Here is a 16,839-nt window from a genome sequence, read left to right on the forward strand (position 1 = left end):
CGACGCTCAAGACGCAATCATTCAGGTGAAATTTTTAAGCGGAAATCATCTCATGCATTCTTACATACAATCACAAGGCATACAATTGCAATTTGCCAGCGCTCTGTTGAATACGGATGGGAGTGTACCTCGCGGCATTGTGGCCGAGGCGGGATTGTCACCTGCGCGGCGTTTCGCAATTCACCGCACCAATGTCGTCACCGGTCTTGCCGAGGCGCTTGCGAGTGCCTTTCCGATCACCGCCAACATTGTTGGTGCGGAATTCCTGACCGGGATGGCGCGGCTCTTTGTTGTGGAAGCGCCACCTTTATCACCGGCTCTGCTTGATTATGGTGAGGACTTCCCCGACTTCGTGGAGCAATTTCCTCAGGCTGCCGAGCTTCCCTACCTTGCCGATGTCATGCGGCTCGAACTCGCGCGGCGCAAGGCCTATCACGCCGCCGATGCTACGCCGCTGAAGGGAGCCGATCTTGCGGGTTACGATGCGGAATCCTTCGCTCGATCGAGCGCTCGTCTGCACCCGTCAGTCACGATTTTATCGTCCGATCACCCGATCGTTACTCTGTTTGCGATGAATGCGGGGGAAGAACCCTTGGCGCCCATCGAGGAATGGAACGCGCAGGATGCCCTGATCGTGCGACCCTTCCTGTCGGTTCATGTTCACCTGCTGCCGCCGGGTGGCGCAGTGTTTCTGCATGCGCTTGTAAGCGGGGCGACTTTCGCCGATGCCGCTATGCTTGCCAGTACGGAAACGCCGGCATTCTCGCTGACCGAAAATCTCGCGGGTCTCGTTTCGACCGGCGCGCTTCTCGCCATCGACCACGAAAACAATTCCGCTTCCTGATACAAAAGGGAGATACGATTGATCTATGGCCCTTTTGTCCTCGCGATTGCGGGGTGGCGGCTTTCCGCCGGACCTCACCGACCCCAACAAATTTGGATCAGTGAGACTGTGTATAAGGGGCGTATTCGAAACCATCCGAAGATGTTTCTATAGATGTTTCTATTCGCGGGAGGCTCGCATGATTGACACGCCTATGACCTTGAGCCCGGGCGGCTCTTTCGACTGGTTTTGCCGGTTGCGGCGAAACGGGATCGCCGCCTGTGACATCATTCCCTATTCACTCGTCGCCCTGATGGCGCGGGTGTTTCCCGCCGCAGTCTTCTGGCAATCGGGGCAGACCAAAATCGAGGGCTGGCATGTAAGCGAGAATGCCATCATCCTGTTCCGCGAAGAATACCGGCTGCCGTTGATCGAGCCGCAAATTGCGGCGCAGCTCGCCGCTCTGGCGGAACATCTGTTTCCCGTTCTGCTGGTGATAGGGCTCGCAAGCCGGCTTTCCGCCGCCGCTCTGATTGTCATGACGCTCGTCATCGAAATCTTCGTCTATCCCGATGCCTGGCCGACCCATGGCACATGGGCCGCCTGTTTCCTGCTCATCATCGCACGGGGGCCAGGGGTTATCTCGCTTGATCATGCGATCGGGCGCAAAACCTGTCGGGCTTAGCCACGTGTTCAATAGGTGGCGGGGGCGAAGGCTTTGAGGATCTGGCGACGCACAGTCTGTTGCCGTGCCGGTGACGTAATTTTGTTGCCGTTGAGATCGGTGACATAGAACACGTCGACGACACGTTCGCCGAAAGTCACGATATGGGCGGAACCGATATTGAGGAGTGCCTGGGAGAGGATGCGTGTCAGATCGTAGAGAAGACCAGTGCGATCGAGACCTGAGACCTCTATGACGGTATGGCGGCCGGACAGGCTGTTGTTGATGGTGACATCGGGTGGCACCTGAAAGGTCTTGCCGCGATGGCGCAGCGGGCTCGACTGACTTTTGGCGACGACGATTTCGCGCATCCTGATCTCGCCGGATAATGCACGCTCGATGGCGCTGGCGATGCGGCTTGCCCTGCGTAATTCATCCTCGTCGAAATCGAAGGCGCGCGACAAAGTGATCGTGTCGAGCGCCACACTGTCGGTGGTCGTGAACACTTGCGCATCGACGATATTGGCGCCGGAAGCAGCACAGGCGCCGGCAATATAGGACAGAAGGTTGGGGTGGTCGGGGGCAATGACCGTCAGTTCCGTCACGCCGCGCTGAGCATCCGTCAATGTATGCGTCAGCGGGCCGGACATTTCGGTCTCGGACATGGTGAGAAGCTCTGCGTGCAGGATCTTATGCGCCAGATCGACCTTCAGCCAATAGGCGGCTGGGAGACGTACGATATAATCTGCGAAATCCTCATCCGTCCAGGAGGACAAAGCGCGGCGAAGCTCCTCCTTGCTCTTCTCGATGCGTCCCTTGCGTTTCAGGGCCGAATGGCCGCCGGTCAGCACCACCTCGGTTTCCCAAAAGAGGGTGCGCAGCAATTCCCCTTTCCAATTGTTCCAGACGCCGGGGCCGACCGCGCGAATGTCGCAGATGGTGAGGACGAACAGCATTTTCAGCCGTTCCATCGTCTGCACGGCCTCTGCGAAAGTCTCGATCGTGCGCCGGTCGCTGAGATCGCGCCTTTGCGCCGTGTCGGACATCAAAAGATGGTTTTCGATGAGCCAAGCGACGGTTTCCGTCTCGGCATCGGACAGGCCGAGACGCGGGCAGAGCTCGCGCGCCACCTTGATGCCGGCGAGCGAATGGTCTTCCTCCCGGCCCTTGCCGATATCGTGCAGAAACAAAGCGAGATAGAGCGCCCGGCGATTGCTGATCGAGGCCATGACGTGGCTGGCGAAAGGCAAATCCTCGCGCCGGTGGTTCTCGATATCGGCGAGATGGCCGACAGCGCGCAACAGATGTTCGTCAACAGTATAATGATGATACATGTTGAACTGCATCAGCGCGAGAATACGCCCGAACGGCTCGATGAAACGCCCAAGCACTCCGGCTTCGTTCATTTGCCGCAGCACGATTTCCGGCGTGTTGCGCGACGTGAGGATCTCCATGAACAGGCGGTTCGCCTCGCGATTTTCGCGGACCCGTGAATCGATGCGTTTCAGCGATTTGGTGACCAGCCGCTTGGCGTCGGGATGAATAGCAAGGCCGTTGCGGTCGGCGAGCCAGAAGATGCGGATGAGATTGATCGGATCCTTCTCGAAGACATCCGGCGCGGAAACGGTGACTCTATTGGTCTCGATGGCGAAATCGCCGATGATGGAGGCGTCACGCTGTGGCGGAGCCACCAGTGCCTGGCGGTCGAGCATCGCCTGCGGCTTGGCCTGGCGCTCCTCAAGCGCGGCGCAGACGATGGCGGTAAGATCGCCGACATCCTTGGCGATCAGGAAATAATGCCGCATGAACCGCTCGACCTGAGCGAGACCGCCGCGCTCCGAATAGCCGAGCCGGTCGGCGATCATCGGCTGAACATCGAAGCTCAGCCGCTCTTCCGCATGGCCAGTCAGGAAATGGAGGTGGCAGCGCACCCGCCAGAGAAATTCCTCGCAGCGGTAGAACAGTCGATATTCGTCTTTCGAGAACAGCCCGGCGCCGACCAGTTCCGCCGGCGTGCGGACGCGGTAGACATATTTGGCGATCCAGTACAGCGTATTGAGATCGCGCAGGCCGCCTTTGCCTTCCTTGACATTGGGCTCGACCAGAAAGCGGGAACGCCCGGCGCGGGCGATGCGTGCCTCGCGTTCCTCGAGCTTGGCGGAGACGAATTCCGCCGCCGTATTGCGGACGATTTCCATGTCGAAACGGCGGCGCATCGTCTCGAACAATTTCTTGTTGCCGAGCAGAAAGCGCGCCTCGAGCAGGGCGGTGCGCACGGTCATGTCGTCGCGCGCCTGCTCCAGGCATTCGGACAGAAGCCGGGTCGAATAGCCGATCTTCTGCCGCATGTCCCATAAAAGATAAAGAATGCCCTGAACGACGCGCTGATTCCATTCGAGCTCGATCTCGTCGGCATCCGGTAGGAGGAAAAGGAGATCGATGTCGGAACCGGGCGCGAGTGTCGCACGGCCGTAGCCGCCGACGGCGGCAATGGCCAGCCGTGCCGCCCGCGCATGTGGCGGGCGGTGGATATAGGTCACGACATAGGCGTGTATGGCATGGATGAGTTCATCTTCTATATGCGCGAGCTGGGTGGCGCAGGCGAGGCCACTACCGCGTGCCTCAAGCCCGGCGCGGGCCAGCGCCCTGCCATCGGCCAGAGCCTGCCGGAAGAGGGCGACGACCTTTTCTCGGCAAAGTTCACAGTTCACCGCGCACTCATGCAGCGCTGCGATTTCGTCGCGCAGGCGGGTCCGGTCGAACAAGGCGCGTATTTTCGGCGCGGAACGCCCGCGTTTCTGCTTGGCCGGCGGTGTCGCCGTTTCCATGGGCTCCAGGACCGGAACCGTCTGGTCATTCATCATATGTCGCTCTTCATTCCTCGCGGAATCGCGCGCGTTTCGCTTCGACAGCATCCCAGAAGAGGACGGCGAGATCGGGGCCGCCGACCCGCTTGATGGCGCGGATGCCGGTTGGTGAGGTCACATTGATTTCGGTCAGATTGCCGTCGATGACGTCTATACCAACGAACAACAAGCCAAGGCGTTTCAATTCGGGACCGATGGTCTCGCAGATTTCCCGCTCGCGCCCGGTGAGATCGGTCGCGGCTGCCGCACCGCCGCGCACCATATTGGAGCGGATGTCGTTTTCCGCCGGTACGCGGTTGACGCCCGCCGCCGCAATGCCATCGATGAGGATGATGCGCTTGTCGCCCTCGCTGACCTTGGGCAGGAAACGCTGCACCACCCAGGGTTCGCGGAACGTATCGGCGAAAAGATCGAACAGCGAGCCGAAATTCGGGTCCTTGACCGCCACCTTGAAGACCGAGGCGCCGCCATGGCCGAACAGGGGTTTCATGACGATTTCGCCATGGGCCTGGCGAAAGGCCTCGATCTCTTCCCTGTCGCGGGTGATGAGCGTTTCCGGCATCAGCTGCGGAAAGCGCAGGACGAAGAGTTTTTCCGGCGCATTGCGCACGCTGGCGGGATCATTGACGACGAGGACATGCGGCGCCAGCATCTCGAGGAGATGGGTGGAGGTGATATAGGCGAGATCAAAGGGCGGATCCTGGCGCAGAAGCACCACATCCATTGCCGAAAGATCGAGCCGGACCTTTTCGCCGAGGGTGAAATGATCGCCCTCGATATCCCGCACCTTGATGGGCGCCGCCTTGGCGACGAGAGCGGTGCCGGCGAGAGACAATGTGTCCGGCGTATAATGAAACAATTTGTGGCCGCGCCGTTCCGCTTCCAGCATCATGGCGAAGGTCGAATCGCCGGCGATCTTGATCTTTTCGATCGGGTCCATCTGCACGGCGATGTTCAGGGTCATTTCAGCTATCCATCTTGAGGGCGGCGATGAAGGCTTCCTGCGGGATTTCGACCTTGCCGAATTGCCGCATCTTTTTCTTACCGGCTTTCTGTTTCTCCAGAAGCTTGCGCTTGCGGGTGGCGTCGCCGCCATAGCATTTGGCGGTCACATCCTTGCGCAGCGCGCGCACCGTCTCGCGGGCGATGATCTTGCCGCCGATCGCCGCCTGGATCGGGATCTGGAACATATGCGGCGGGATCAGTTCTTTCAATTTCTCGACCATGGCGCGCCCGCGCATGTCGGCGCGGTCGCGGTGCACTAGCATCGAGAGCGCATCGACCGGCTCGGCATTGACCAGGATCTGCATCTTGACGAGATCGCCGGCGCGATAATCGGTGATGTTGTAATCGAAGCTCGCATAACCTTTGGAGATCGATTTCAACCGGTCGTAGAAATCGAACACCACTTCATTGAGTGGCAGATCATAGGTCGCCATGGCGCGCTTGCCGACATAGGAGAGATCGACCTGCAGGCCGCGCCGCTCCTGGCAGAGTTTCAGGACCGCGCCGAGATAATCATCCGGGGTGAGGATGGTGGCGCGAATCCACGGCTCCTCGATCGCCTCGATTAGGGTCGGATCGGGCATATCGGCGGGATTGTGCAGCTCGATCGTCTCGCCGCTGCGCAACACGATGCGGTAGACCACGGAGGGCGCGGTGGCGATGAGATCGAGATTGAACTCGCGCTCCAGCCGCTCCTGGATAATTTCGAGATGCAGCAGGCCAAGAAAGCCGCAGCGGAAGCCGAAGCCGAGCGCGGCGGAACTTTCCATCTCATAGGAAAAGCTCGCATCATTCAGCCGCAACTTGCCCATGGCGGCGCGCAGGTCGTCGAAATCGGCGGCATCGACCGGAAACAGGCCGCAAAAAACCACCGGCTGGGCCGGCTTGAAGCCCGGCAGGGCCTCGGTGCAGGGGCGCTTCTCATCGGTGATCGTATCGCCGACGCGCGTATCGGCCACCTGCTTGATCTGCGCGGTGATGAAACCCACCTCGCCGGGGCCGAGCTCGGCGACATCCTGCATTTTGGGGCGGAACACACCGATGCGGTCGACCTCGTAATGCGCGCCGGCGCCCAGCATCTGAATTTTCTGATGCTTCTTCAAGGTGCCGTCGATGATGCGCACCAGCACCACCACGCCGAGATAGGCATCATACCAGGAATCGACGAGCAGCGCCTTGAGCGGCGCTTCGCGGTCGCCTTTCGGCGGCGGCAGGCGGGTGACGATGGCTTCGAGTACTTCCTCGATGCCGAGCCCGGTCTTGGCCGAAATGAGGACGGCGTTCGAGGCATCGAGGCCGATCACATCCTCGATCTGCTGTTTGATGCGGTCGGGCTCGGCGGCAGGCAGGTCGATCTTGTTGAGAACGGGGACGATTTCGTGGCCGGCATCGAGCGCATGATAGACATTGGCGAGCGTCTGCGCCTCGACGCCCTGGCTGGCATCGACCACGAGGAGCGAGCCTTCGCAGGCGGCGAGAGAGCGCGAGACTTCATAGGCGAAGTCGACATGGCCGGGCGTGTCCATGAGGTTCAGGACGTAGAGCTTGCCGTCGCTGGCGCGATATTCGAGCCGCACGGTCTGCGCCTTGATGGTAATGCCGCGCTCGCGCTCGATATCCATGGAATCGAGCACCTGCTCCACCATTTCGCGTTCGGCCAGAGTGCCCGTCTGCTGGATCAGGCGGTCGGCGAGGGTCGATTTGCCATGGTCGATATGGGCGACGATGGAGAAATTGCGGATGGAGTCGATCGGCGTGCTCATGCGGCTTGAGATAGCAGCAGGAGGGGCGGAAGGGAAGGAGTCTGCGACGCGATTGCGGGTGGCAGCTTATCGTCCCCGTGGATGCGCCGCGCGATAGGCGTCGAGCAGCCGTGCCTGATCGACCGCCGTATAAAGCTGCGTCGTCGAGAGCGATGCGTGACCGAGCAATTCCTGGATCGCGCGGAGATCGCCGCCGCGTCCGAGCAGGTGGGTGGCGAAGGAATGGCGCAAAGCATGGGGCGTGGCGCTCGCCGGCAGGCCGAGCGCACCGCGCATTCGTTCGACGACGAGCTGGATGATGCGCGGCGACAGCGGGCCCCCCTTGGCGCCGAGAAACAGTGGTCCTTCCTGCGGCAGCGGATAGGGGCAGAGCGCGAGATAGCTTTCGACGCCACGCCGGACCGGCTTGATGATCGGCACCATGCGCGTCTTGCGGCCTTTGCCGGTGATGGTCAGACTGTCGGTCGTACCGGTCGGGGCCTCGCGCCGCGTCAACGACAAAGCCTCGGAAATGCGCAGGCCGGCGCCATAGAGCAGGCCGAGTACTGCGGCATCGCGCGCCAGAATCCAGGCGGGCTGCTCGGTTTCGGGGCGGTTTTCCGCATCGACCAGAGCGCAGGCGGCCTGCGGATTGAGCGGTTTCGGCAGGCTGCGGGCGAGTGTCGGTGTGCGCACCGCGCTGAAGATCTGCGCCTTGATCTTTCCTTCACCCATGCCCTCACGTTCGAGGAACCGGACAAAGGAGCGCAGCCCCGCAAGCTGGCGAGCGAGCGAGCGGCTGCCGGTGCCCTTGTTGCGGCGGGAAGTGAGAAAGGCGCGCAGATCGGCAGGCGTCAGCGCCGCATAAGTGGCAAAATCGGGCGGGCCGCCGAAATGATCAGCGAGAAAAGCCAGAAACTGCCGCAGATCGCGCGCATAAGCCTCGCACGTGAGCGCCGAGACACGGCGTTCGCCGGAAAGATGCAGGAGCCAGACTTGAGCCGCCGCCGCGAGATCGGCTCGGGCGGGGGCGAAAACGAGCGAGGGTTCGGGCGCGGATTGGGTCATGCGGCGAGCCTGCTCTGGCAATCGTGAATTTTCCACTTAAATATTATCGATGACTCTTCTCCCTCCCCGCCCGACCTCCGCATGGTTCCGGCGCTGCGCTGGTACGCTTCAATCCTCCGGCATGTCGGGAAGGAGAGGCGGCACGTAATCCGGGCTGTTTTCCTTGGCCTCGGCGGCGATGGCCTTGATCTCGGCCACTGCTTCCTCGAAAAAGCGGAGCATTTGCGCGCGCACTTCGCTTTCGCCTTCCGACCGGCCGCCAGCGGCGAAATCACGGACGAGCATTTTGACGATCTCATCCTCGCCATCCTCGTCGAGATCGCAGGCGATGACCTCGACGATATAATCCTCGCTTTCCACCTCGGACTTGCCGAGCAGTTCGGCAGCCCAGGCGCCGAGCCATTTGTTGCGGCGGACATTGGCCTTGAACTTCAGCTCTTCGTCATGCTTGAGCTTGGCTTCGAATTCCGCGTCGAAATCTGTCATGAAAAACCCATATCCAGCCTGTTAATTCTTTCGTGCCCACTTTAACCGGATTTAGACGAGAGCACGAGAAACTAAGCTTCCAGAATGAGAACTGGCAACCGGGCGGGCGCCTGAACCGTCGGGATGCAAGCGCCGCGCAAGCATCGGGTGGCAGGATAGGGGCCTATTTCTTCCTGTATTCCTGAACCATTCTCTGCTAGGGGAAGAAAGCGTCGGTATGCGCGCACTCGAAAAACCGTCTGGACCAGGAAGGAGAGTCACTCCCGCAGCCTGAGGATTGGCTGCCAGGCTTGGCCGCCGGCACGGATGACGGTTTGGCGTTTTGCGCGTCCGGGTTGTTTCCCGAAGCGGAAAAAGCTAGGACCGTCGCATCGTGGCGACAGAAGCAAAGCCTTTGCCGCTCCCGAACGGTCCTGCGGTGCGATGCAGCAGGCCGAATTCGCCGGGGGCACTGGATCTCAAAGGAGCCACGGTCACCCATGGATCATCTCAAGCCACGGTTAATCCCAATGAATCGCCGCCGGCGCATTTATGAAGGCAAGGCCAAGGTCCTCTATGAAGGACCCGAACCCGGTACGCTCATCCAGCATTTCAAGGACGACGCAACCGCGTTCAATGCCAAGAAACATGAGGTGATCGACGGAAAAGGGGTGTTGAACAACCGGATCTCCGAGTTCATCTTCCAGAACCTCAACGATATCGGCGTCCCCACCCATTTCATCCGCCGCCTCAACATGCGCGAGCAATTGATCCGCGAAGTCGAGATCGTGCCGCTTGAGGTCGTCGTGCGCAATGTCGCCGCCGGTTCCCTCTCGACCCGTCTCGGCATCGAGGAAGGCACCCAGCTGCCGCGCTCGATCATCGAATTCTATTACAAGAATGACGAGCTGAACGATCCGATGGTTTCTGAGGAACACGTCACGGCCTTCGGCTGGGCGAGCCCCCAGGAAATCGACGACATCATGGCGCTCGCCATCCGCGTCAATGATTTCCTCACTGGCCTGTTCCTCGGCGTCGGCATCCGCCTCGTCGATTTCAAGATGGAATGTGGCCGCTTGTGGGAAGGCGACATGATGCGGATCGTCGTCGCCGACGAGATTTCCCCGGACTCCTGCCGTCTTTGGGATATCAAATCCAACGACAAACTGGACAAGGACCGTTTCCGCCGTGATCTCGGTGGCCTCGTCGAGGCCTATACGGAAGTCGCGCGCCGGCTCGGAATCCTGCCGGAGAGCGAGCAGCCCCGCGCGAGCGGACCCAAGCTCGTTCAGTAAATTGTCCTGCTGCCGGGTAATAACTCCCGGCAAGCTTGGTTTCGGGCGGAGAGCATGCTCTCCGCCCTGTTTTCTCTGGAAACCGCCGTCTCTGGAAAGTGCCATGAAAGCCCGCGTCACCGTCACTTTGCGCAAAGGCATTCTCGATCCGCAGGGTAAGGCCATCGAGGGCGCGCTGCTCGCGCAGGGGCTGCACGGCATCGAAAGCGTGCGGCAAGGCAAGATTTTCGACATTGAATTGTCCGAAACGCTGGTCGGCGCCGCTGAGGAATTGCTGGAGGAGGCCTGCCGCAAACTCCTCGCCAATCAGGTGGTCGAGGATTTCCGCATCGAGATCCTGACCGATCGCTGAGCGATCCGGGTTTTTCCAGCCTGCTGCTTGAAAATGAGGCTTTTTCGAAAGGGGAAATCGCGCGGTGATTCCCTTTGAACCGAAAAGGCTCTAAGGAAGCGGGAGCATCTTATTTCCTGGCAGCAGCGATTTGCTTTGAAACAAGCAGATCAATCGTGGTTTCGGCCGCGCGAGTCTGCCGTTGAACGGATTGTCGATGAACGCTGCCGTTATTCTTTTTCCCGGTTCGAATCGCGAGAAGGACGTCTGCCGCGCGCTGGAACATGCCAGCGGCAAGGCGCCCCGGCTCATCTGGCACGGCGAGGACACACTGCCGCCGGGCACCGATCTCGTCGTCCTGCCGGGAGGATTCTCCTATGGCGATTATTTGCGCTGCGGCGCCATGGCGGCGCATTCACCGATCATGCGGGCGGTGGCCGAGCATGCGGCGCGTGGCGGCCTTGTGCTCGGCATCTGCAACGGTTTCCAGATTCTCGTCGAGAGCGGTCTCCTGCCCGGCATTTTGATGCGCAATGCCGATCTGCGCTTCATCTGCCGCATGCAACATCTCTCCGTCGAACGTGCCGATACGCCCTTTACCGCTCAATATAAAGCGGGGCAGGTCATCAAGGTGGCCATTGCCCATGGCGAAGGCAATTATGTCACGGATGACCATACGCTGGCGCGGCTCGAAGGCGACGGCCGTATCGCCTTCCGCTATTGCGACGCACGCGGGCAAATCGGCGGAGCGGCCAATCCGAACGGCTCGCTGAACGATATTGCCGGCATCTATTCGGATAAATTCAACGTGCTCGGTCTGATGCCGCATCCGGAAAATCTCATCGAGCCGATCATCGGCGGTACGGACGGCCTGCCTCTGTTCCAGAGTCTTTCTCAGTATGGATAAATTTTAGAGCAAACAAAAGATTAATTTAATAGTCAAAGGCGCACGCCTACTTCACACTTATTTTTGTAATTTTGAACGCCATGGTTCAATAGGTTTGCTAATTGTGTTGTTGCATTGTTATCAGTGCTATTAACCATTAGGCGGTAAATGACATTTTCGACATCAAACCAATATCCATCAAAGCGCGCAATATCGTGACCCCTCGCATATTCGAACTTCAGTATAAATAGCATCGTAGAGCTAATTTCTTCGCTGCCGAAGTAGTGCTTAATCTCTTCTTTAAGCTGCATAGTTGCAAAAAAAAGAACATATAATTTGTAAAATGGAGCAGTTTCGCGATTTATATGAACGATACTTGTCTGCATATTACAGTCGGTGAAAAGGTCGCTTTCTCTTATCTGTAAAGTTGCTGTTAGTTTGTTATTTAGGTCCATGGTGAATATAATGTTGTGTGTGACAAATTCTTGCGTCCATGTGCCATCAGAGTTATGTTTCCACGTTTTAGCTTTTAGTTCTCTGACACCTAAGAGTTTAAGTCTAATTGGGTGGAGAAAATCTTCACCCTGGACCCTAATAGAAACATAAATTATGATAGTGATTGCACAAAACGACAATACGAGAAATGCTGCTAGAGCGCCATTGGCCCAAAATGATCCGGCACTATAGCTGTGAGTGATCCAATGCCCGCCGTCGATGCTTAGTAAGCCTAACATAAATCCAACTAAGGATGTTAAAATAAACGAAAATAACAAACCAAAAATTATAGAAACGATAATTTTATATTTTAAAAATTCGATAAGTTTTTCCAGTAGTGGTTTTATAAATCCCTCAAAAGGCATTTGAAAAGCTCCCGTATAATAGTTATGATTGGAAATGTTAATTTGTAGATTGCGTTGTAGGGCGAAGTAAATATTTGTTTTTTTAACAAAAAAAGTATTAATTCAACAATTAAAGATACCCCGAATATTTTCTATTGTAAAGTTTGATGGGGCGGATAACAAAAATTAGGCAGGTAATGAATCGTGATGCATCATTCAGGGCGAATAACGCCGGAACTCGTCGCTGCGCATGGCCTGAAGCCCGACGAATATCAGCGGCTTCTCGCGCTTATCGGCCGCGAACCGAGCTTCACCGAGCTTGGCATTTTCTCGGCCATGTGGAACGAGCATTGTTCCTACAAATCCTCACGCATCCATCTGCGCAAATTGCCGACCAAGGCGCCCTGGGTCATCCAGGGGCCGGGTGAAAATGCCGGCGTCATCGATATTGGCGACGGGCTCGCCTGCATCTTCAAGATGGAGAGCCACAACCATCCCTCCTATATCGAACCGCATCAGGGCGCGGCGACCGGGGTAGGCGGGATTTTACGCGATGTCTTCACCATGGGCGCGCGCCCCGTGGCGACGCTCGATCTGTTGCGCTTTGGTGCGCCGGACCATCCGCTGATGCGCCATCTGATCGCGGGTGTTGCGAGCGGCATCGGCTCCTATGGCAATAGTTTCGGTGTGCCGACCGTCGGCGGTTCGACCAAATTCGATCGCCGCTACAACGGCAATATTCTCGTCAATGCCATGGCCGTCGGTATCGCCCGGCGAGACGAGATTTTCTATGCCAAGGCGACCGGAATCGGCAATCCGATCGTCTATCTCGGCTCCAAAACCGGCCGCGACGGCATTCATGGCGCGACCATGGCCTCGGCCGCTTTCGAGGCCGATGCGCAGGAAAAGCGCCCGACCGTGCAGGTCGGCGATCCTTTCGCCGAAAAGCTGTTGCTTGAAGCCTGTCTCGAACTGATGCGCACCGGCGCGGTCATTGCCATTCAGGATATGGGGGCTGCGGGTCTCACGTCCTCGGCGGTGGAAATGGGCGCCAAGGGCAATCTCGGCATTGCACTCGATCTCGATGCCGTGCCCTGCCGCGAGCCCGGCATGAGCGCCTATGAAATGCTTCTGTCCGAAAGCCAGGAGCGCATGCTCATGGTGCTGGCCCCCGACAAGGAGGCTGAGGCCGAGGCGATTTTCCGCAAATGGGGGCTCGATTTCGCGATCATCGGCAAGACCATCGCCGAGCCGCGTTTCGTCATCCGTCACCATGGCGAGGTGAAGGCCGATCTGCCGATCAAGGAACTGGGCGACGAGGCGCCGGTCTATGACCGTCCCTCGGTGCCGACACCGAAGGCCGCGCCACTCGCGCCCGAGACCGTGGCGGCGCCATTGCCGCATAACGAGGCCTTGCTGCGCCTTATTGGTAGCGCCGATCTCGCCTCGAAACGCTGGATCACCGAGCAATATGATTCGCTCATCCTCGGCAATACGATCCAGGGGCCCGCGACACAGGATCCCGGCGGCGACGCGGCGCTGATCCGCCTCGGCGACGGGCCAAAGGGCCTGGCGCTCACCGCCGATGTCACGCAGCGTTATTGCGAGGCGGACCCTTATGAAGGCGGCAAGCAGGCGGTGGCGCTCGCCTGGCGCAATCTGACAGCGGTCGGGGCGACACCGCTTGCCGTCACCGATAATCTGAATTTCGGCAATCCTGAAAATCCGCATGTCATGGGTCAGTTCATCGGCTGTCTCGAAGGCATCGGTGAGGCTTGCCGGGCGCTCGATTTCCCGATCGTTTCCGGCAATGTCTCGCTTTACAATGCGAGCGAGGGGCAGGACATTCCTCCGACCCCGGCCATCGGCGGCGTCGGTCTGCTCGAAGACGCGAGCCGCGGCGCGACCCTTGCCATCAAGCGGCCGGGTGACGCCATTCTCCTGTTTGGCGAGACACATGGCTGGCTCGGCGCGTCGGTCTATTTGCGGGATCTCTGCGGCCGCGAGGAAGGGGCTCCGCCTCCGGTCGATCTTGCGGTTGAACGGCGGCATGGCGATTTTCTGCGCGGGCTGATCGAAAACCGCGCCCTGACGGCGGTTCACACGCTGAGCGACGGTGGCCTTGCCTTGGGGCTCGCCAAAATGGCGCTCGCGGGTGGTATCGGCGCCCGCATCGAACTGCCGGAATCGCTGCCGGCCCATGCCTTTCTTTTCGGCGAAGATCAGGCGCGCTATCTGGCGACCGCCCTGCCGGAAAAGGCCGAAGCCATTCGCCTCGAGGCCGAGGCGCAGGGCATTCCCTGCCAATTGATCGGAACGACGGGGAGCTCCATATTGGCGTTCGGCGAGGTGGCGAGCGTCGGGCTCGACGCCTTGCGCGAGAGATTCGACTCCTTCCTGCCGGAGTTGATGGCGAAGCGAACTTTTTAAAGTTTGCCGATACTTTTAGATTTCAGCCGTGGCCCCGGCCTGATGATCCAAAAGTCGAAGCCGGGCCGAAAACGGAGGCGGGACGTTTCAATTTGCCCGCTTCTTGCATATATGCGATTCTAAAAGCCGGAGAGGGTTTCGAGAGGCGGAGGTCGCTTTTCGAAGTCCGCTTTCGAACGATTGGTGCCGCGACTGGCGGGTGGCGGCTCTCACGCCGAGCCTCATTGATTATACTCACGCGTGATCGATGAGACAGGGATGAACTGTTCGCTGATCGTCAGCATCGTATCGACAAACCAGCATTCCGGCCGGTTCGGTCGAGCGGAAAAGCAAAGCCTGCGAGGTCATTTCCATCATGCCCATGGAACAATCTGAAATCGAACGCCTCATCAAGGAAGGAATTCCGGACGCCAAAATCCAGATCACCGATCTGGCCGGCGACAAGGATCATTACGCCGCGATCGTGATTTCCTCGGAATTCACCGGCAAGACCAAGCTGCAGCAGCATCAGATCGTCTACAAGGCGCTTGGTGGCAATATGGGTGGCCAGCTGCATGCCTTGCAGCTCACCACCTATGCGCCGAAATAGGCATGAGAGCCTTTCCGGTCTAGCCGGAATGTTGCACGCGAAAATCAGAGCCTAAAGCATTTCGGATATATCCAGAAATGCTTCACTCAAGAAAGTAAAGCATTTTCAAAGGCACGAAATCGCAGAGCGATTCAACGTAAAGGGAAAATGCTTTAGCGGCGTTTCAGAGCCGCGCTCATCGATTCAATCGCCTGGTGCGTCGCCAGTTCGTTCTGTCTTCCACGCATCGGGTGATCTCTCAAAATCTTCTTCAGAAAGGACCGCCATGTCTGCCGTTTCCGATCTCATCAAGTCCATCGTCGACAAGAACGACGTCGTCCTCTTCATGAAGGGCACGCCGAATTTCCCGCAATGCGGCTTTTCCGGCCAGCTCGTCCAGATTCTCGGCTATATGGACGTCAACTACGAACATGTGAACTGCCTCGAGAACGACGAGATCCGTCAGGGCATCAAGGATTTCTCCAGCTGGCCGACGATTCCCCAGCTCTATGTCAAGGGCGAATTCATCGGCGGCTGCGACATCACCCGCGAAATGTTCCAGTCGGGCGAACTCGCCCAGCTCCTCGCCAGCAAGGGCATCGACTGCAAGCAGCCGACCAAGGCTTGATCGCTCTGGCCTCGGCTCGGGGCCTGCATATTCTTCGCGCATCAGCTCTCGTCAGGGCTCCGGATTGGCCGGAGCCCTTTTTGTTCCGCTCTCTTGCGCTTTGGCGCTTGCCGTGCAGAAATCGCGTGTCAATTTTCGCGTTCCGGGATAAGCCTGCTCCTCCGGGCCTTTGTCCCAAGGGTTGCGTTCTCCTTCCGTATCGATTGCATGGCTCCTTCCCCTAATTCCCTCACCCAGAATGTCGTTCTCGGCGAAATCGGCGAAGCGCTCGTCGATGCTTTCTTCGTCGGTCCCCTGATCGCCTTCGTCCTCAATGAGGGACAGATCCTGTTGCGCGATGATGCGCAGACGCGGCGCATTGATGCACATCCGGGCGCCGGCATTCTCGCCGCCCGCCGTATCGGCAAGGTCATTCTCACCGGAGGCGACGATGGGCGGGTGGTGCGCACCACGACGGCCGGTGTGACGGAGGAAATTTCGGCGCATAAGGGCCGATGGATCGATGCTCTGACCGGGCGCGAGGATGGCGCCTTTGCCTGGTCGACCGGCAAGACAGTCTATTGCCGGGATGCGAAAGGCGCCGTCAAAACCGTGGATGCGCCCTCGACCGTGCGCGGTCTGGCTTTCGCGCCGAAGGGCTACAGGCTCGCCATGGCGCATTACAATGGCGCGAGCCTGTGGTTTCCCAATACGGCGGCGGAGCCCGAACGCTGCGAATGGAAAGGCTCGCATCTCGACATCAGCTTCTCGCCCGATGGCCGTTTTCTCATCACCACCATGCAGGAAAACGATCTGCATGGCTGGCGTCTGAGCGACAAGGGCAATATGCGCATGAGCGGCTATCCTTCGAAGGTGCGCTCGCTCTCCTGGTCGCATGATGGCCAATGGCTCGCCACCTCCGGCGCCAATGCCTGCGTCGTCTGGCCGTTCAAGGACAAGGACGGGCCGATGAACAAGGCCCCGCAGGAATGCGGGGCGCGCAACGCCAATGTCTCGCGCGTTGCCTTTCATCCGCGCGATCCGATCGTCGCCATCGGCTATGAAGATGGTTGGGTCCTGCTAGTGCGTCTGGCCGACGGGGCGGAAATCGTCGTGCATGCGGTGCGCGATGGCGCTGAATCGGCGGTCACCGCGCTCACCTGGGACGACGCCGGGCAAAGATTGCTGTTCGGCCTGGAGAATGGCGTGACGGGGCTGCTCAATCTGCCGGCGTGATGGGGCGTGCGAG

15 protein-coding genes are annotated in these 16,839 nt (G+C 59.0%); 9 read left to right on the top strand and 6 right to left on the bottom strand.

What is annotated here, in order from left to right:
- Positions 1-52: 52 nt before the first annotated feature.
- Together DL88_RS02545 and DL88_RS02550 are read left to right on the top strand one after the other, a co-directional pair.
- Positions 53-844, top strand: coding sequence for an HvfC/BufC N-terminal domain-containing protein (locus tag DL88_RS02545; protein WP_034991404.1), 792 nt, complete (start codon positions 53-55; stop codon positions 842-844).
- A gap of 178 nt (positions 845-1,022) precedes the next feature.
- On the top strand, positions 1,023-1,508 hold the full coding sequence (locus DL88_RS02550) for a DoxX family protein (RefSeq protein ID WP_051955507.1): 486 nt from the start codon (positions 1,023-1,025) through the stop codon (positions 1,506-1,508).
- An 8-nt stretch (positions 1,509-1,516) separates the two neighbouring features.
- Here the strand turns inward: DL88_RS02550 and DL88_RS02555 are convergent, their stop codons facing one another.
- The 5 genes from DL88_RS02555 to DL88_RS02575 all read right to left on the bottom strand — a co-directional run bounded on the left by DL88_RS02555 (position 1,517) and on the right by DL88_RS02575 (position 8,655).
- Positions 1,517-4,348: a [protein-PII] uridylyltransferase gene (locus DL88_RS02555; RefSeq protein ID WP_034991991.1), complete on the bottom strand. Its 2,832-nt coding sequence runs from the start codon at positions 4,346-4,348 to the stop codon at positions 1,517-1,519.
- A 13-nt stretch (positions 4,349-4,361) separates the two neighbouring features.
- Complete coding sequence (gene gshB, locus DL88_RS02560) at positions 4,362-5,318, bottom strand: glutathione synthase (RefSeq protein ID WP_034991405.1); 957 nt, start codon at positions 5,316-5,318, stop codon at positions 4,362-4,364.
- Between the two features lies 1 nt (position 5,319).
- On the bottom strand, positions 5,320-7,122 hold the full coding sequence (gene lepA / locus DL88_RS02565; RefSeq protein WP_034991406.1) for a translation elongation factor 4: 1,803 nt from the start codon (positions 7,120-7,122) through the stop codon (positions 5,320-5,322).
- A gap of 66 nt (positions 7,123-7,188) precedes the next feature.
- On the bottom strand, positions 7,189-8,169 hold the full coding sequence (locus DL88_RS02570) for a tyrosine recombinase XerC (protein WP_034991407.1): 981 nt from the start codon (positions 8,167-8,169) through the stop codon (positions 7,189-7,191).
- Between the two features lie 108 nt (positions 8,170-8,277).
- Positions 8,278-8,655: a DUF1476 domain-containing protein gene (locus tag DL88_RS02575; RefSeq protein ID WP_051955508.1), complete on the bottom strand. Its 378-nt coding sequence runs from the start codon at positions 8,653-8,655 to the stop codon at positions 8,278-8,280.
- 479 nt (positions 8,656-9,134) lie between these two features.
- Between DL88_RS02575 and purC the strand changes: the two genes are divergently transcribed.
- The 3 genes from purC (at position 9,135) to purQ (ending at position 11,167) form a co-directional block, all read left to right on the top strand.
- Entirely contained in the window at positions 9,135-9,929 is a 795-nt protein-coding gene (purC, locus tag DL88_RS02580) for a phosphoribosylaminoimidazolesuccinocarboxamide synthase (RefSeq protein ID WP_034991409.1), read from the top strand.
- Positions 9,930-10,032: 103 nt separating this feature from the next.
- Entirely contained in the window at positions 10,033-10,281 is a 249-nt protein-coding gene (gene purS, locus DL88_RS02585; protein ID WP_034991410.1) for a phosphoribosylformylglycinamidine synthase subunit PurS, read from the top strand.
- 196 nt (positions 10,282-10,477) lie between these two features.
- Complete coding sequence (purQ, locus tag DL88_RS02590) at positions 10,478-11,167, top strand: phosphoribosylformylglycinamidine synthase subunit PurQ (RefSeq protein ID WP_034991411.1); 690 nt, start codon at positions 10,478-10,480, stop codon at positions 11,165-11,167.
- 32 nt (positions 11,168-11,199) lie between these two features.
- Here the strand turns inward: purQ and DL88_RS02595 are convergent, their stop codons facing one another.
- The gene (locus DL88_RS02595) at positions 11,200-12,006 is read right to left on the bottom strand and encodes a hypothetical protein (RefSeq protein ID WP_034991412.1); all 807 of its coding nucleotides are present in this window, start codon (positions 12,004-12,006) and stop codon (positions 11,200-11,202) included.
- A 186-nt stretch (positions 12,007-12,192) separates the two neighbouring features.
- Between DL88_RS02595 and purL the strand changes: the two genes are divergently transcribed.
- The 4 genes from purL (at position 12,193) to DL88_RS02615 (ending at position 16,826) form a co-directional block, all read left to right on the top strand.
- Positions 12,193-14,415 carry a phosphoribosylformylglycinamidine synthase subunit PurL gene (gene purL, locus DL88_RS02600; RefSeq protein WP_034991413.1) on the top strand — a complete coding sequence of 741 codons (2,223 nt, stop codon included), beginning with the start codon at positions 12,193-12,195 and terminating at the stop codon, positions 14,413-14,415.
- Positions 14,416-14,770: 355 nt separating this feature from the next.
- A complete protein-coding gene (locus DL88_RS02605; protein WP_034991414.1) occupies positions 14,771-15,004 on the top strand; it encodes a BolA/IbaG family iron-sulfur metabolism protein in 234 nt (77 codons plus the stop codon).
- A 265-nt stretch (positions 15,005-15,269) separates the two neighbouring features.
- Positions 15,270-15,611 carry a Grx4 family monothiol glutaredoxin gene (grxD, locus tag DL88_RS02610; RefSeq protein WP_034991415.1) on the top strand — a complete coding sequence of 114 codons (342 nt, stop codon included), beginning with the start codon at positions 15,270-15,272 and terminating at the stop codon, positions 15,609-15,611.
- Positions 15,612-15,818: 207 nt separating this feature from the next.
- Positions 15,819-16,826, top strand: coding sequence for a WD40 repeat domain-containing protein (locus tag DL88_RS02615; RefSeq protein WP_034991416.1), 1,008 nt, complete (start codon positions 15,819-15,821; stop codon positions 16,824-16,826).
- Positions 16,827-16,839 lie beyond the last annotated feature (13 nt).

It is taken from the genome of Beijerinckia mobilis (assembly GCF_000745425.1).
GTDB classification, from domain to species: domain Bacteria; phylum Pseudomonadota; class Alphaproteobacteria; order Rhizobiales; family Beijerinckiaceae; genus Beijerinckia; species Beijerinckia mobilis.

Excerpts from the sequence above, each read along its gene's own strand:
- DL88_RS02570 (WP_034991407.1), bottom strand. The coding sequence starts at position 8,169 with ATGACCCAATCCGCGCCCGAACCCTCGCTCGTTTTCGCCCCCGCCCGA.
- grxD (WP_034991415.1), top strand. The coding sequence starts at position 15,270 with ATGTCTGCCGTTTCCGATCTCATCAAGTCCATCGTCGACAAGAACGAC.
- DL88_RS02555 (WP_034991991.1), bottom strand. The coding sequence starts at position 4,348 with ATGAATGACCAGACGGTTCCGGTCCTGGAGCCCATGGAAACGGCGACA.
- DL88_RS02615 (WP_034991416.1), top strand. The coding sequence starts at position 15,819 with ATGGCTCCTTCCCCTAATTCCCTCACCCAGAATGTCGTTCTCGGCGAA.
- lepA (WP_034991406.1), bottom strand. The coding sequence starts at position 7,122 with ATGAGCACGCCGATCGACTCCATCCGCAATTTCTCCATCGTCGCCCAT.
- DL88_RS02545 (WP_034991404.1), top strand. The coding sequence starts at position 53 with ATGCATTCTTACATACAATCACAAGGCATACAATTGCAATTTGCCAGC.
- DL88_RS02550 (WP_051955507.1), top strand. The coding sequence starts at position 1,023 with ATGATTGACACGCCTATGACCTTGAGCCCGGGCGGCTCTTTCGACTGG.
- DL88_RS02595 (WP_034991412.1), bottom strand. The coding sequence starts at position 12,006 with ATGCCTTTTGAGGGATTTATAAAACCACTACTGGAAAAACTTATCGAA.
- DL88_RS02605 (WP_034991414.1), top strand. The coding sequence starts at position 14,771 with ATGCCCATGGAACAATCTGAAATCGAACGCCTCATCAAGGAAGGAATT.
- purQ (WP_034991411.1), top strand. The coding sequence starts at position 10,478 with ATGAACGCTGCCGTTATTCTTTTTCCCGGTTCGAATCGCGAGAAGGAC.
- gshB (WP_034991405.1), bottom strand. The coding sequence starts at position 5,318 with ATGACCCTGAACATCGCCGTGCAGATGGACCCGATCGAAAAGATCAAG.
- purC (WP_034991409.1), top strand. The coding sequence starts at position 9,135 with ATGGATCATCTCAAGCCACGGTTAATCCCAATGAATCGCCGCCGGCGC.
- purS (WP_034991410.1), top strand. The coding sequence starts at position 10,033 with ATGAAAGCCCGCGTCACCGTCACTTTGCGCAAAGGCATTCTCGATCCG.
- purL (WP_034991413.1), top strand. The coding sequence starts at position 12,193 with ATGCATCATTCAGGGCGAATAACGCCGGAACTCGTCGCTGCGCATGGC.
- DL88_RS02575 (WP_051955508.1), bottom strand. The coding sequence starts at position 8,655 with ATGACAGATTTCGACGCGGAATTCGAAGCCAAGCTCAAGCATGACGAA.